General features: G+C 43.3%; 15 protein-coding genes. 4 read left to right on the top strand and 11 right to left on the bottom strand.

Annotated features, from left to right (window positions below; genetic code table 11):
* The first annotated feature begins 2 nt into the window (after positions 1–2).
* Positions 3–1,916, top strand: coding sequence for a PTS fructose transporter subunit IIABC (locus I579_RS09210; protein WP_010753874.1), 1,914 nt, complete (start codon positions 3–5; stop codon positions 1,914–1,916).
* A 66-nt stretch (positions 1,917–1,982) separates the two neighbouring features.
* Here the strand turns inward: I579_RS09210 and I579_RS12845 are convergent, their stop codons facing one another.
* Positions 1,983–2,150 (bottom strand): hypothetical protein, encoded by a 168-nt coding sequence (locus tag I579_RS12845; RefSeq protein ID WP_010753875.1) that lies wholly within the window; start codon positions 2,148–2,150, stop codon positions 1,983–1,985.
* A complete protein-coding gene (locus I579_RS09205) occupies positions 2,131–3,483 on the bottom strand; it encodes a hypothetical protein (RefSeq protein ID WP_010753876.1) in 1,353 nt (450 codons plus the stop codon). Before I579_RS09205 ends, I579_RS12845 begins: the two co-directional genes overlap by 20 nt.
* A gap of 218 nt (positions 3,484–3,701) precedes the next feature.
* Here I579_RS09205 and I579_RS12920 point away from each other — a divergent pair, with 218 nt between their 5' ends.
* Entirely contained in the window at positions 3,702–3,857 is a 156-nt protein-coding gene (locus I579_RS12920; protein WP_010753877.1) for an SPJ_0845 family protein, read from the top strand.
* 373 nt (positions 3,858–4,230) lie between these two features.
* On the opposite strand, the gene I579_RS09200 is transcribed toward I579_RS12920, so the two are convergent.
* Positions 4,231–4,650, bottom strand: a complete 420-nt coding sequence (locus I579_RS09200) for an EbsA family protein (RefSeq protein WP_010753878.1) — start codon at positions 4,648–4,650, stop codon at positions 4,231–4,233.
* Positions 4,651–4,720: 70 nt separating this feature from the next.
* Here I579_RS09200 and I579_RS09195 point away from each other — a divergent pair, with 70 nt between their 5' ends.
* Positions 4,721–5,137: a ribonuclease HI family protein gene (locus I579_RS09195; protein ID WP_010753879.1), complete on the top strand. Its 417-nt coding sequence runs from the start codon at positions 4,721–4,723 to the stop codon at positions 5,135–5,137.
* Here the strand turns inward: I579_RS09195 and cls are convergent.
* From cls to I579_RS09155, 8 genes are all read right to left on the bottom strand, one after another.
* A complete protein-coding gene (gene cls / locus I579_RS09190; protein WP_010753880.1) occupies positions 5,117–6,592 on the bottom strand; it encodes a cardiolipin synthase in 1,476 nt (491 codons plus the stop codon). The two genes, I579_RS09195 and cls, sit on opposite strands and share 21 nt — an antisense overlap.
* A 15-nt stretch (positions 6,593–6,607) precedes the next feature.
* Positions 6,608–7,762, bottom strand: a complete 1,155-nt coding sequence (locus I579_RS09185) for a cation diffusion facilitator family transporter (protein ID WP_010753881.1) — start codon at positions 7,760–7,762, stop codon at positions 6,608–6,610.
* A 221-nt stretch (positions 7,763–7,983) separates the two neighbouring features.
* Entirely contained in the window at positions 7,984–9,123 is a 1,140-nt protein-coding gene (locus I579_RS09180; RefSeq protein WP_010753882.1) for a class C sortase, read from the bottom strand.
* A gap of 82 nt (positions 9,124–9,205) precedes the next feature.
* Positions 9,206–11,173 (bottom strand): SpaH/EbpB family LPXTG-anchored major pilin, encoded by a 1,968-nt coding sequence (locus I579_RS09175; RefSeq protein ID WP_010753883.1) that lies wholly within the window; start codon positions 11,171–11,173, stop codon positions 9,206–9,208.
* 285 nt (positions 11,174–11,458) lie between these two features.
* Positions 11,459–12,142 (bottom strand): beta/alpha barrel domain-containing protein, encoded by a 684-nt coding sequence (locus I579_RS09170; RefSeq protein ID WP_010753884.1) that lies wholly within the window; start codon positions 12,140–12,142, stop codon positions 11,459–11,461.
* A gap of 27 nt (positions 12,143–12,169) precedes the next feature.
* Positions 12,170–12,781, bottom strand: coding sequence for a glycoside hydrolase family 73 protein (locus I579_RS09165; protein ID WP_010753885.1), 612 nt, complete (start codon positions 12,779–12,781; stop codon positions 12,170–12,172).
* On the bottom strand, positions 12,750–13,658 hold the full coding sequence (locus tag I579_RS09160) for a M15 family metallopeptidase (protein WP_010753886.1): 909 nt from the start codon (positions 13,656–13,658) through the stop codon (positions 12,750–12,752). Before I579_RS09160 ends, I579_RS09165 begins: the two co-directional genes overlap by 32 nt.
* Positions 13,648–14,163, bottom strand: coding sequence for a hypothetical protein (locus tag I579_RS09155; RefSeq protein WP_010753887.1), 516 nt, complete (start codon positions 14,161–14,163; stop codon positions 13,648–13,650). The genes I579_RS09160 and I579_RS09155 overlap by 11 nt, the downstream gene beginning before the upstream one ends.
* Before the next feature lie 177 nt (positions 14,164–14,340).
* Here I579_RS09155 and I579_RS09150 point away from each other — a divergent pair, with 177 nt between their 5' ends.
* Positions 14,341–15,300: a Gfo/Idh/MocA family protein gene (locus tag I579_RS09150; RefSeq protein ID WP_010753888.1), complete on the top strand. Its 960-nt coding sequence runs from the start codon at positions 14,341–14,343 to the stop codon at positions 15,298–15,300.
* Positions 15,301–15,313 lie beyond the last annotated feature (13 nt).

Below are 15,313 nucleotides of genomic sequence, written 5' to 3'. Positions count from 1 at the left end.
AAATGAAAATCAATGAACTACTGATTAAAGACGCCATGATTATGGATCTAGCTGCCACTGACAAAGCCGGAGCCATCGATGAAATGGTCCAAAAGCTGTACGATATCGGTCGCATTACCGATCAAAAGGTCTTTAAAGACGGCATCTTGGCCCGGGAAGCTCAAACCTCGACTGGCTTAGGGGATGGGATTGCCATGCCCCATGCCAAAAATGCAGCGGTTAAAGAAGCTACGGTTTTATTCGCCAAAAGTAAAAATGGTTTGGATTATCAAGCACTAGACGGTCAACCTACGTACTTATTCTTTATGATTGCGGCCCCAGAAGGCGCGAACCAAACACACTTAGAAGCCTTAGCCGCACTTTCTCGCTTATTGATTGATCCAGACTTTGTTGCCAAATTAAAAAATGCCCAAACCCCAACAGAAGTGCAACAACTCTTCCAAACAGCAGAAGCTGCTAAAGAAGCGGAAGAGACTGCCGCAAATGCTGAGACCACTGCGAGTGAGCAACCTTTTGTCGTCGCCGTGACCGCTTGTCCTACCGGCATCGCCCACACTTATATGGCCGAAGACGCTTTGAAAAAACAAGCCAAAGCCATGGGGGTAACCATTAAAGTCGAAACCAATGGCTCAGAAGGCATTAAAAATCGCTTGACTGCCGAAGATATCGCAAAAGCGAGCGGTGTAATCGTTGCCGCCGATAAAAAAGTCGAAATGAACCGTTTCGATGGCAAACCATTAGTCAATCGGCCGGTTTCCGATGGTATCCGTAAACCAGAAGAACTAATTAACGAAGCCGTAAGTGGCAAAGCACCGATTTTCCACGGGGATGGTAGTAGCGCTACTACAGCCGGAGAAGAATCCGCTGAAGGTACAATCGGGCAACGGATTTACAAGGACTTGATGAATGGGGTTTCCCACATGTTGCCATTTGTGGTGGCCGGCGGAATCATGATTGCAATCTCCTTTATGATCGACAACTTCATGGGCGTTCCCCAAGATCAGTTAAGTAGTTTAGGTAGCTTCAATGAACCGGCTGCGTGGTTTAACCAAATCGGAAGTGCTGCTTTTGGCTTTATGTTGCCGGTCTTGGCTGGATTTATCGCATCAAGTATCGCTGATCGTCCTGGTTTAGTAGTTGGTTTTGCTGCTGGTGCTTTGGCAAGTAGTGGCGGGGCCGGTTTCTTAGGTGCTTTAATCGGTGGTTTTCTAGCTGGTTACGTCATCATCTTCTTGAAGAAACTCTTCAGCAACTTGCCAAAATCACTGGAAGGCATCAAAGCCATCCTCTTCTATCCATTCTTCGGTCTTTTGATTACTGGGTTCTTAATGCTCTTGATCAACATCCCAATGAGTGCAATCAACTCCGCGCTTAACGATTTCTTGAACAGCTTAGGCGGTGCCAATGCCGCCGTTTTAGGAGCCTTATTAGCAGCTATGATGGCAGCCGATTTAGGTGGGCCAATTAACAAAGCGGCTTACGTCTTTGGTACAGCAACCTTGGCTACAACTGTTGCAGAAGGCGGTTCAATCGTGATGGCTGCCGTAATGGCCGGTGGGATGGTACCACCTTTGGCAATCTTCTTAGCAACGCGCCTCTTTAAGAATAAATTTGACAAAGAACAACAAGATGCTGGTTTGACCAATATCATCATGGGGCTTTCCTTCGTTACGGAAGGCGCGATTCCATTTGCTGCTTCTGATCCATTGCGGGCCATCCCAAGCTTTATGATTGGTTCTGCTGTTACCGGTGGTTTCGTCGGCGCACTGAGCATTCGCTTAATGGCTCCTCACGGTGGAATTTTCGTAATTCCATTGGTAAGTAGCCCACTAGTTTACTTATTGGTTATTGCCTTAGGTGCCGTGATTTCCGGCGTCATCTTCGGACTGTTGAAAAAACCATTAATTGCAAAATAAAAGTAAAAAGTAGCGTGATTAGTCAGTGGCTAATCACGCTACTTTTTTAATTCAATGTTTATTCACTTAGGAATGGGTCTCTTCGTAGTAGCTTAAGACAAAGCTCAACGTCACACCGGTTAATAAAAAGAAGAGACACACCGGCACTTTCAAAAAGAAATCCGGCAAAAGGTAAAGCACTAGTAACAATAAAACTGTGGGTACCATGATCTTCTTAAACACTTGTTCTGCCATTAAACTCCCCCCAAAGACTTCGTTTATTCTGCCCTGTTTCCTGTGCCACAAAACGCACACGCAGGTGATTGTCCCCTTTTGTTAAATCCATGTAGTTGCCTTTACGGCGCTTTTTCAAGCGAGAAAAGCGCACTTCCCCCATCTTTTCCTTCAACCTTTGATAAGGAAAATTTTGAATCTGTTCTTCTGGCAGATACAAATCCAAACCTACCAAATACTCCCGATACCGCTGATCCATTACTACCTTAGGAATCTCAAGATGATTGCGAATGTAAAATTCATACGCTGCCAGGCCCCCGTCAAGACTCAATTCCGGATTAAGCACCACCTGATTTTTCATACTCATGCGAGTGTCATCTACGATTGGGAAAAAGGCTTTCGTATTAAGACTCCCTTTCACCCGTTTGACTTGGTGCTGTTTTTTCTCCACATCAAAACTTCTTGTCACAAAATGTGTCGCTTGCTTTTTTGTGGTGGGTTGCAAGTAATCATTTTGGTATTGTACCGTTTGGATACGACCTTGCGTGTGGGAATACTCGATATATGGCTCCCGTAAAACCCCGGTGCCATTACTCCATGCTAGCTGATCAATCCCTAACTGGTCACGAAACATTCGCTGAAAAGATTGATTTCGCTGGTCTGCCCAACGAAACGGATCTCGATATAATTCCACCATTAAAGCTTTGTGGGACAACCAACGAACCTGTTCTACCTGCTGCACATCTTGGATGATTTCCAAGGGAACCGATTCCTGATACCCCTCCCCGAAATACATCCGCCAACAAGACGTGAGGCAATGACCACCAAAATACAAATCATAGCCGGCAAATTGACTACAATCCACCTCCACTTGATCGTCACTGCGTCGGACTTTTGGCAAAGCATCAATTTCTGCCTGACTTTGGATTGCAAGCCGGGATTTAAGATTGGCTAAATTGTGATGCAAATATTCCCCATAATCACGAATGTAGGCACAAGTGGCGAGATTCATTTGAACTTCCGTATAATCGAGAATCATTTGCCGATGCTCATAAAAGATTCCCTTAGTTAAAATGTGGTCTTCCCGTAATCGGCCATAGCGAAAGTGAATACAAGATTCATTGACCCCATCACTCATGCGTAAGGCAAACTCATTTTCCCCACAGTTTTCCCGAATCATGGTCAGACACAGACTCAAGAAAAAAGGCTGCAACGGTTCTTGATTCAGCCCCAGCCACAGCGGCCGATATAAAATTCGCGTAAACACCAACCAGTCCTGAATGATCCGCTTGATGGTTTTCTCCTCTAAGGAAAGAAACCGGATCGAAACAAAAATCTGCTCCGCTGCTTTCATAACCTCATCTTATTCTAATTTCATTATAATCTTATTATAACGTAAAAAGGCAAGTTTACAAAGTTTAAGCACCCCCGAAATAGCAATTTTTATTTGAAAAATGGAGAGTGCCTTTCAAGAGTGATTTTGTAAAAATTTCTTGTTCTTTTATCCAAGTCAATTTCCAGACTACCCTCCGGTAAAAAAACGTGCTAGACTATGCAAGGGAGGTGGAAATCATGGGATTGAAATTTCAACGGGATGATTCCCTAGATCGCAAATTCGAGGAGTTTGCCCAATTGCCAAAAGAAAAAGCCAAGGAAACCAAAGTGGATATCCAACGCTTTCTAGAACCAGAACAAAAAGAAACCAAAGCGAAAGACAAACAAAAATAAACAACCAAACCCTCGCCTAGCGTCGTATGCTAAGCGAGGGTTTTCTTAGGAATTCGCAAATAGACCAAAAATCTGGTATACTGTTTCTATGCGATAAATATTGTTATGCGAACGATTGATTTATTTCGGTGAATTTAATCCTTTGGCGTAACTAAAGAGTTACAAAGATGCATTAGAGGTAGGGAATGCATCGTTTAAACGAGAAATAACATGAATTAGTAGTAATAGTTTTGCTCCAACCTTAAGTAATAATATTGATTCGTTAGATAGCCTTCTCGCTTGCGAGAGGGCTATCGTCCATTTTGGGGATAAAAAAACGACTCAAAGCAGTCATTCTGACCTTTGCTTTGAGTCGTTTTTATTTCGATAAATGTTAGCCGTCCACTTCGTCTGCTAGTCGGACTTTTTCTGCCGGATAACGTTGGACCAATTCTTCTTTTAAAGCCAAAAAAGTTTTTTTGCGAAAAAGCAACCGAACCTCTTTGCCTTCATAAGAAAATGCGATACCATTTGGAAAGTAAATCATTTCAGAGATTTTGGTTAAATCATAGCTTTCGTGTTTCCAAAAGCGAGCGTAGCGCATCACCATATTCTGACCGTCAAAAAAAAGACTCCGGCGCCAACCTAGATAGGCAAAAAATGCGAAGATGCCGATTACCAAGTTGCTCTTCCAATATAGGCCGGTGTTTTCTAATGCCATGGTCATGCCGTAAAAAAAGACGATGAAGGTCAAGGACCAGTAAATAATCGCCCCGGCCGGTTCTGGTTGCCAGTGATAACGTTTTGCTTTCATGATGTGTCCCTTCTGTCATGCTATTCGAAAAAAGTTTATCACAGAGCTGTGAAGAAAGGAAGAAATTAACATGATTAAAGCTTATATTGACGCTTCTACTAAGGGAAATCCCGGTCCCAGTGGTGGCGGGATTCTATTAGTAGACGGTCAAGCGCAACAACAGCTTCATTTCCCCCTCCCAATTTTGACCAACCATCAGGCGGAGTTTGCGGTTTTGGAGCAGCTTTTGACCCACTTGATTGAAGCAGAACAAACCGCAGAAACCATTATGGTGTACTCTGACAGCAAAGTCTTAGTCAGTACGATTGACAAAAATCATACCAATAATTCTGACTTTCAAGCGTATCTCATCCGAATCCAATCACTGCTGGCTCATTTTCCTTTGCTGATTTTGCAGTGGATTCCCGAAAAACAAAACAAAGGCGCTGATCACCTTGCCAGACAAGGATTGCAAAAGGCATTGTTGTTACAAAATCGGCGACAATAGCCGGGAAAAGTTTTGCTTGAAACGCAACCAACGACTTTGCTTGGTAATGATTTCATCCGTCAGTAAGAAGCAGTCTTCCATATCTTTTTCAAAAATCCGCTGCATTTCTAGAGTAGTCCCTTCATCGTAAACAAAGGCGCTGACCTCGAAGTTTAAAGAGTAGCTGCGGATATCCTGATTGGTGGACCCCACGGAGCAAATCGTATCATCCATGACCAAAGTTTTGGCATGTAGAAATCCTTTGCCTTCCTTTTGGTATTGATAAATCTTAATGCCGTGTTGGTGTAAATAGTTACAATAATACTGGGTCGCTCGGTAAATAAAAGGATGATCCGGCATAGACGGCACCATAATGCGCACGTCCACTCCTGATTGAGCTGCAATCAAAAGAGCATTGATCATGGTATCATCAGGAATCAAATACGGTGTCTGAATCCAGACTTTGTCTTCTGCCGCTAGCAGCATCTTCACAAAGGCACTTTTCAAAATATCCACTTTGTTCTCCGGTCCGTCGGAAACAACTTGAATCGCCACATTCCCTACTTCTTTTGAGGGAATGACAAAATAGCGATCCTCATAGTTCAACTGGTTGCCTTTTTTCCGCACCGAAGCATTCCAATCCTTTAAAAAGATTTCTTGTAAAGTAAAGCTTGCCGTACCCACAATTCGAGCATGAGTATCTCGCCAATAACCAAAGCGTTCGTATTCCCCTAAGTATTGATCCCCCACATTAAAACCACCGGTCCAACCGATTTGCCCATCGATCACAACAATTTTCCGATGCAAATGGTAGTTCAATCGGGTCTTGCGAATCAAATCCCGGGAAGTAATAAATGCCGTAACTTGTCCACCGGCTGCTACTAATGGCTCAAAAAAGCTTGGCCCCGAACCTTTTGCTCCCCATGGATCGTAAATCAAGCGGACTTCTACTCCGGATTGTGCTTTTTCCGTTAATAAATCACGAAAGGCCGTGCCAATCTTATCTGGGAAAAACGCATAGTATTCCACGTGAATGTGGTCTTTTGCCCGGCGAATGTCCTCAAACAAAGCGCTGAATTTTTCTTTGCCATCCGTGTATAAATCAATGGAATTGCCCTTAGCTAAGGGGGATTCCTCCACATTTCGCAAGTAGCGCTCCAATAGTTTGGAGCCGGTGGTATTCACGCTGCGATGGTATTCTTGATTGTTTTCATGAATCAAGGCATTGATCTCCCCGATTCGTTTTTGGTCCTCATTATCAAAGCGGTAGACCGTCTCCCCATCGATTCCCCGACCGCAAAATAAATACACAATAAAGCCTAACACTGGGAAAAAGGTCAAGGTCATCAACCAAGCCAAAATGCTCGTAATCGACCGCGGCCGCCGAAAAACGGTAATCACTGCCCCAATGGTATTGATTAGTATCAATAAGGACAGGGCGGCATTGAGCATACTCATCTCCATTTGAAATTCCATATTTCTCCCCCTTTTTTACTCCGGTAACAAATAATTGTGATCAAAGGTAATCTCTATTTTTTGATTCCCATATCGTTGATGAATCTTCAAGCGAATCGTATCCGCCAACTCTTGATCACTGAGCTGAACTGTTTTGGGTACAACCAAATCAAAACTGATGCTCTCTGGATTTATCACGCGAAAGTCATGCATCCGCAAGCGCTCATCCACATTGGCAACAATGGCTTCAATGGTACGGCGTTTTTCTTGAAAATCGGCATCTTGAACCGCTACAGGATCGATGTGGCAGACCAAGCTCACATCCAACTGTTCTAAAAAATCTTTTTCAATTTGATTGATTACTTCGTGGGCTTGATTCAAACTCCAACGATCATCCACTTCAATGTGAACCGAGGCAAAGCGCTTTTGCGGACCATAATTGTGCACCAGCAAATCATGATACCCTAAAATCTCCGGATACTCACCAAGTAAAGCATTCATTTGCTCTAATTCTTCCTCATTGGGACGCTGGCCTAAAAGTTCAGCGATGAATTCCATCACCATCTTAATCCCGCTATAGATAATGTACAGAGCAATCAGAAACCCCACGTAGCCATCCACTCGCCAGCCAGTAAACCACTCCACAATCGCCGACAAAAGGACCGCCACTGTGGTCAAGACATCATTTAGTGAATCTTGAGAAGTTGCTTGCAAGGTTTTTGACTGGATACTCCGTGCCAGGCTTTGATACATCCGACTTTGCCAGACTTTAATGGCAATCGACAATAGCAGTACCACAAAAACAAGCCAATTTAACTTAACTTTTTCCGGTTGCAGAATCTTTTCAAAGGATGCCTGCAAAAATTGCCAGCCCACAAAAGTCATGATTAAAGAAATTAAAAAGCCCGAAATATACTCAAAGCGCTCATGACCATAAGGGTGTTCCTTGTCTGCGGGTTTCGCCGCAATTTTAAAGCCAACTAAAGTCAACACGGAGCTAATCGTATCCGTCAACGAATTGATCGCGTCTGCCATAATGGAGACGGAATGTGCCATGACCCCAATGGCAAACTTGCCAATAAACAAAATGGCATTTGACAAGAAGCCTAAGACTCCAGCCAATTGTCCTACACTCGTCCGGTTTCCTTCTGGGCCTTTTGAAAGAAACTTCTTCATGAAAAATTTAACCATGCAAAACCCGCCTCTTAACCTAAAAAGGAGGACAAGTCCCCCTTTTTCTTTCATTCCTACTGGGCAAAGATTCCCAACAAGCTTCTATCTATTGTACCGCGAAAGACTTTTCTTTTACAAGAAATCACTGCTCGTTCTTCCCTGTTTTTTGCTCAAAAACGAGGAAATTTCTTCCCAGAAAAAGACACTCTCAAAAAATTTTTGAGAATGTCTCTGAAATTCTAACTTTTGTGAATTTGAATTGCTTCGTTTTCTTTCTGTTTGTTTTTCTTTCCAACTAAACTGAAATATCGGTCTTTGATTTTCTTGACCTTCACTTTAACCCCCCAGTCCTTTTGCCGAACTTGATAACTAGCACCAGGTAACTGAGTGAAACAGCCTCGCCCCTCACTATCCGTGACCACTTGGTAATCCTGGCCTTCTCTTTTCATCCGGCGTCTACCATTTTTTGAATAAAGGGTAAAAGTTTCATTTGCTAGGGGCTGACTTTCATCATCAAGCAGTACAAAAGCTAAGTCATAACGCCGCCTCCGTAAAAACATCAAGCGTATTCGCTGGCAAATAATACCCGTAACCAGGATAAATAGCAGAAGACTGCCGCCAACCATCAAAAACTGTCGCAGGCGATTTTTCTTTTTACCGGCTTTCATTTCTTTTGCCATTTCAGGAACATAGGGAATTCGATGCCCTTGTACCAATAATCGGTGACTGTTAATCATATAAGGCGTACAAGTCATCAAGGTTGCCCGGTCCTCCCCAGCTACAATTCGCAAATCTTCCAGCTCAGTAGGCTCGATTACCTTGACTTTATCCACTTGATAAGCCAATATTTCCGTTTGGTTTTCCAAAAAGAAGCGATCACCAATTACTAACTCCGGTAACTCTGTAAATAACGTCGCCTCCGGTAAACCCCGATGAGCCGAAATAACCGTGTGAGTACTCTCACCTCCCACTGGATAAGAAGTACCCCCTAAAAGTCCCGCACCCCGACTTAAAAAGAGATCTGTCGTCCCATCAAAAATGGGAATCTCTACTCCAATTTTGGGAATCTTAACGATGCCAATCGTGTGCTGACTGTAGTAATCCACGGTAGGTTTTTTTTCATCTTTTGGAGGATTGTCAAAAGGATCATCACCGGGAGCACTCTCCTCCTTGGCCAAACGCTCGTTTTCCGCAACCATCTTTTCGTGAGCGGCTTTTTGCGCTTGAGCTGCTTTTTCATCTGCCTTTCTCTGATAATGATTCAAAATCTGATAATCCAAAAAATTATTCAATGAATCTTCTACAAATGGATACAGTATTGCTACCAGTCCTGCTACTACTAGGAGGATCATCAAGATATCGCCGATGTTTTTTTTCATTTGCTTTCCTCCTATTGATTAAAATTGTGAAAAGATAAGGGACATAGATCAACATGATATATGTCCCTTCTTCCTTTCACTTTTATACTTCAGCTTTGCCGTTGCGTTTGAAATACCAGCCCGCAATACCAAAGGCCGCCACCCCAAACATCAATAGGGCAACAATCCCCATACCCCCAGTAGAAGGCAATGTCCCTTTGTGTCTGTTGACTACTTCTGTTGGAGCTACCAGTTGAGAATTCGCCCCTTTGTAAGATTCTTTTGTTACTTCAAACTCAATGCGGTCTTTAAGCAAAATATATCCCTCTGGTGCTACTGTTTCTTCCAAATAGTAGGTACCATATGCTAAGCCTGTGATGTCGATGATACCGTCCGGATCAGTTTTAAACTTAACAGCATTTTCATATTCGGATACCCATCCGTGCTTTTTCGTTTCAGGATTGATTCCCCAATACTTGGCATTTTCGTTGTTCAAATCCCGTACCACAAACTCTGCACCTGCCAATTTATTATCTGGTTCTGCTAAGTCTGCATCGATTTTTACAAAACGTTTTCCCCCGGTATAACCGGTCTCTTCGTCTTTGCCTTCCAAAATATCCGTATCACCAGACACAACAACATCGGCATTATTTTTGTAACCATCGTCAGGGGTGGCAGTCGAATTTAGTTTCATTTTGTAGGAGAACGTCAGCGTCGCTCCTGGTGTTAACTGCGAGATACCGGCTTCTGTTAAGTTAAGGGTAAACCCGTTGTCAGCTGTAATAATTTTATAATTATCAACATTACCTTCAGTCACAGGAATCGTGTCTTCCCCACTCATCAAAGTAACTGTAGCAGAATCATTGATAAAAGTAAGAAAACTGTCATGAGTATCTTTTAACTCTACTTTGTCGTAACGCTTTTTCCCATTTTCCAACACATCTTGAATCCCATCTGGAATACGGAATGAAATCTTATAATCAATCAAATCACCAATACTATGGTCCGCCTGATCAATTGTCTTATCGACAATAATCGTGTCATTCATAATATAAAGAGGCGTCGTGCCATCTATCGGAATAGAAAAATCAGTTTCGATATAATCATTAATTAATCCGGCATTGTCTGGGGCTTTAATTTCTACCAAGGTGTAATTTCCTGCTTCCAAATTATTGATAACTAGTTGGCCGCTCGTTGCGGAGCCTTCGTCATATATTTTAAAGACTCCCGTATCAGGGTTAGTTTTAACCGAATACTCCTTACCTGATTCAAATATACTAGCACTTTCATTTTCTTTCACTCCCTCTTCACCAGCATCAACAAATCGTTTACTCCATGTGTAGAGTCCGTTATTTACTCCAGTAACTATATAGGGTTCTTTATCCATTATTTTTTGCAAAATAAACTGCGCCCCGTCTAATCCAGCTTCCTCCGCCGTACCTTTTTTTAAAATCGTCAGTCGTCCGGCGGTACTAACAACATTTTTTGGATATAAGTGAATATGAGAGAGCTCATTGTCCGTATCATTATCCTCACTGTCCAATTGATAGACTGGAAAAGCCAAAACCATATTTTCCGCAATAGTCACACCTGGCTTTGGTGTTTCCACGAAAAGATAAATCGCATCTTTTCCACCTTCTTCAGTAGCAATTTTTTTGTCCAAAGTCATGGTGAATTCACCATTTGCGTTAGTTATCTCGGTGGCTACTAAACGGGTATCCTCTGAAATAGGGACAATTTTTTGCATCTCGTCGATTGCTTCTGTGCGCGTGTAATATTTATCCGTACTTGAATTAATAGTTTTTAGGAGTGCATAGAACTCTGCAGAAACGTTATAAACTGTATATGCGACATCCTCTAGACCATCATACTGACTAAATTCGCTCATGATATTCCCAGTATTCTGAATAGACTCTAGTTTCGTCGTCATTTTTTTCTTATGAATGGTCACAAAAGCCTTTCCAGAAGGCGGTCCTTCAGCAAAACCTCCTATATCACTACCAAATAATCCTGCCACTAACGGTACAAGCAACAATCCTACCAGTATTACTTTCATCAGCTTCTTACTCATCTTTACTTCCCCTTTTCTTCTTTCCATTCTTATAACCAGCATCTTTAAACGGTGTTGCACCCCTTGAAGTAATATACTCCGTATTTACTTGAGAATTTTTCTCCTTTTTTTACATAACATCGCTACCGACCATCCTCCTCCGGCAGTTTATACTTGTAGTGCTTCTCTTGATTTAGACCTTTAGTCAGCGCCCCATATTTTTAGTCGGTTGCGAGGTTTGACTAAACGCAAAAAAAACAGCTAGGTAAAAAACCTAACTGTCTTGATTTAATAAAATGTGAAAAATCAGCTATCCGATTGCCCCTGTTCTTCTTTGCGGTAGTGTTCCATCTTACGGCGGAAAAGTTCCCCATTGGAAGGCGGGGTATAGGTGATGGCATTGGCACCGGCTTCAATGGTTTCTAAAATGCTCTTTTCTGAAGGGCCACCGGTAGCGATGATGGGTAAGTCGGGATATTGCAGTCGGAAGAAATTCACCGTTTCTGCCGTACGAGAACCGGCAGAGATATTGATGATTTTCACACCAGCTTCTAGTTTTTCTTCAATCGGCGTTAAGGTGGAAGTCACGGTACTAACTACGGGAATGTCCACCACTTCTGCCACCATTTTCACTGTTTCCACAGGAGTGGGTGCATTCAATACGACTCCGATCGAACCCTGACTTTCGGCAAACATACTCATATAAGAGGAGCGGTTGCCTTGCGTTAAACCTCCGCCTACTCCAGAAAAGACGGGAATATCCGCGGCTTCAATAATGCTTTTGGTAATCGCTGGGTGAGGCGTAAAAGGGTACACGGCAATCACCGCATCCGCATCCGTATTGCGGATAATCGCGATATCCGTGGTAAAGATAATGGAGCGAATTTTGCGACCAAAAATCGAAATACCACTTGCTTGACGGATAACCTGGGGTACTCGCACGATGTCCTTACGCAAATCTGTCATGATTTCCGGTGTCTCTCTTTTCATGGAATCACATCCTTACAATTATTTCAATCAGTCAAAGCGATGTAACTGGTACTGCTCAATCATAGCGATTATTTTATCAGCATATGTAGGATCTGTCGCATACCCTGCCTTTTGGAGAGCTTGGGCTGCTTCTTGGTAGCTTTTAGCTTGTAAAACCGGTTCGTACTTATGTCGATCCCAGTCCACGCCGTTGACAAAAAGTTGCGTGTGATCTTCCATGGAAGCCTCCCATGATGGATAGACTCGAAAATCTCCTTTAACGGTTACCCAGCGTCCTTCCAAATACTCTTGGGTTTCCAAATTCACTTTGTCTTGATCCCCATAGGCCTTTACACCAAAGAGATTGTTGTAGGTACTGGCTAAGGTACTCTGACCAAAATTAGATTCCAAGCAAGCCTGCCCAATGATGATACTCGGTAAAACGCCATAACCGGCCTGAAGCTCTTGGGTATAAGGGACAAGGGTTTCGATAAATTCTTGGCGACTCATATTTTGGCTTTCTTGTGCTTCTTGATTGCCCGATGAATCAGCCAAAGTCACCAAAGAGAAGACAAAGGCCACCCCAATCAAAAGTAGGCCTGTGAGTACCAAAGGGAGATTCATTTTTTTAGTTTTCTTGTGATAGCGTCTGACTGTCATAGGCCCCCCATTCTTTTACTTCTTGGACAAACTCTTCTAAGCACAGGTCATTTTTCGTCATATACTCAGCGACTTCTTGCCCCACATAGCGCAGATGCCAAGGCTCGTATGTGATTTTGGTCAAGTCGGTCTTATTCGCCGGATAGCGAATGACAAAACCGTACTCTTTGCTGTGCTCGGCTAACCACTTGCCTCCTGCAGTCTTGCCGTAGTCTTCCGATAAAGTCCAGGCCGGCCCTGAGGCTAACCAAGACTCGTCCACCACGTCCATGGCCAGTCCAGTGTGATGCTCACTGTATCCAGGTTCGGTCATATCGGTCATAGTCGCAGCTTTGGCTTCCTGATCCGTCATCCCTTGTGCTTTCATTCGTTGAAATTTCTCGTTGAAGACGACTTGTTGATCCGCAATGGAACGATAGCCAGAGATTTCCGTAATGACAATGCCAGCTTGTTTGGCGGCATCTTTCATCTTTTGATAATCCCCCGCGACTCGCTTGTCGAGTTTTTCCCCGGGAGCCACTTCTGTAAGTTGATTGGCATCGATTTCTTGATTTAAAGGATGGTCTGGTCCGACTAATAAAAGGCGCCAGTCGTTACTGTTGATTTTAGGAAAATCGGTAGGTGCCGCGCCTATCTTTTTCGTTTCATTTTCTGAATTCGTCTTTGGTGCTGATTTTTGAGACTCCGTTCCCCAAGGAATCGCAAAATCGGTGGGTAAGGATTCTCCGGTGCTCTTGATTTCAATTACGGGTAACACTTCTGCTGCCGATTCATGTTGCGGAAGTAATGCTTCATAAAAGAACCACACAGTGGGTACACTTGCAAATACGAAAAATGCTGTAATAATTTTTCGGCGATTTTTTGCCTCAACTACCATTTTCTAAATACGTCTCCTCTAAATTGTCATGTAACCAATCCAACAATGCCACATGTTCTTTTTCAATTTGTTGTTGGATCTTGGCTGGCAAACGGAAGCTTAACACATCGTCATAGCCCCACTTGCCGTAATTGACAATTACTTTTACCGCCACGAATTGGGCGTTATGATTTTCTTCTTGTTTCACGGATACTTCTGCCAAGTCGGCTTTTAACCAAGCTTGAGCAATCCGTGTCTTCATTTGGCGATACTCTTGAATCGCACCGGTCCGTTTTTCTGGAAAAATAATGGTCTGCCGCAAAATCTTTTGCAAAAGCATCCATTCATAATCACTAAACAGGTTTTTGATTTGCTGGGATTGTTCACCGGATAGGCTGTAGTTGCCTTGTTTCCATTGTTCCCAAGTGCTCTCATCCAGATTCAAGACCCCTTCATAAAAGGTCTTTTCGCCGATATACTGTTCTTTAATCGTCATTACTAAGATCTCAATGTAGACATCATGCATCCTGCTCAACTCATTTCTTCGCTTATTTTTTCCGCTCTGTTCTTCGGCTTTTAAGCCAAAGGAAACTCTCTTTCATTGTACTGATAAACCATTAGGAAAACCACTAACAGCTCTAGAACTTTCAATTTTTCTTAAGGATTGCTACACTGATACTAAGAACGGGAAAGGAGCTTTACTATGACGAACTACAACTGGGCGATTGCCGGTACCGGTGAAATCGCACAACAATTTGCCCTAGGCTTTCATGAGGAACACAGTACCCTTTACGCCGTCTGCTCCCGCAATCAGGAAACGGCGAAGCACTTTGCAACCGAATATAACATTCCCCACGCATACGGGAACTACGAAGAACTTTTACATGACGAACAAGTGGACATCGTCTATGTGGCTGTGCCCAATCGCTTCCACTTTGACTACATCAAAAAGGCCTTAGAAGCAGGCAAACACGTGCTTTGCGAAAAGGCCATTACCTTAAACTTAGCGGAATTAGAAACCTTAATGGCACTGGCAGAGGCGAAAAGCTTGATCCTCCAAGAAGCCATGACCATTTTCAACATGCCCCTTTACCAACAATTAACCGCCATTGCCACTAGTGGTCGTCTGGGTAAACTGAAAATGATTCAAGCACCCTTTGGCAGTTACAAAGAACCCGACCCCACGAATCGTTTTTTCAATCCAGATTTAGCCGGAGGTTCCCTTTTGGATATCGGGACCTACGCCGTGAGTTTTGCCACTCGCTTTATGAGTGAAGCTCCCACGGTCATTGCCAGCCAAATGCAGCCTTTTTCCACCGGGGTAGACGAGCAATCCATTACGATCTTGCAAAATCCAGTGGGAGAAATGGCCGCAGTCACGCTGTCTTTCCAAGCGAAAATGCCAAAAATCGGCATCGTGGCTTACGAAAAAGGCTATATTACAGTTCCGGAATACCCTCGAGGCGACAAAGCCGAAATCGTCTTCACCGATGGCAGCAAAGAAGTCATCGAAAGTGGTAGTACTGGTCAAGCCTTGAATTATGAGATTGCTACTATGATTGCCACAATTGAAGGAGCGCAGAATCAGTCCTTGGTTTGGACTCATCAAGCCACTGCAATCATGGATCAAATGCAACAAGCCTGGGCTGCAAAGAAAAACTAGCTTGTACTTTGCT

Source organism: Enterococcus asini ATCC 700915 (assembly GCF_000407365.1).
GTDB lineage: Bacteria > Bacillota > Bacilli > Lactobacillales > Enterococcaceae > Enterococcus_C > Enterococcus_C asini.
Note: the sequence above shows the minus strand (reverse complement) of the source record. Positions and strands in the feature narration are given on the sequence as shown.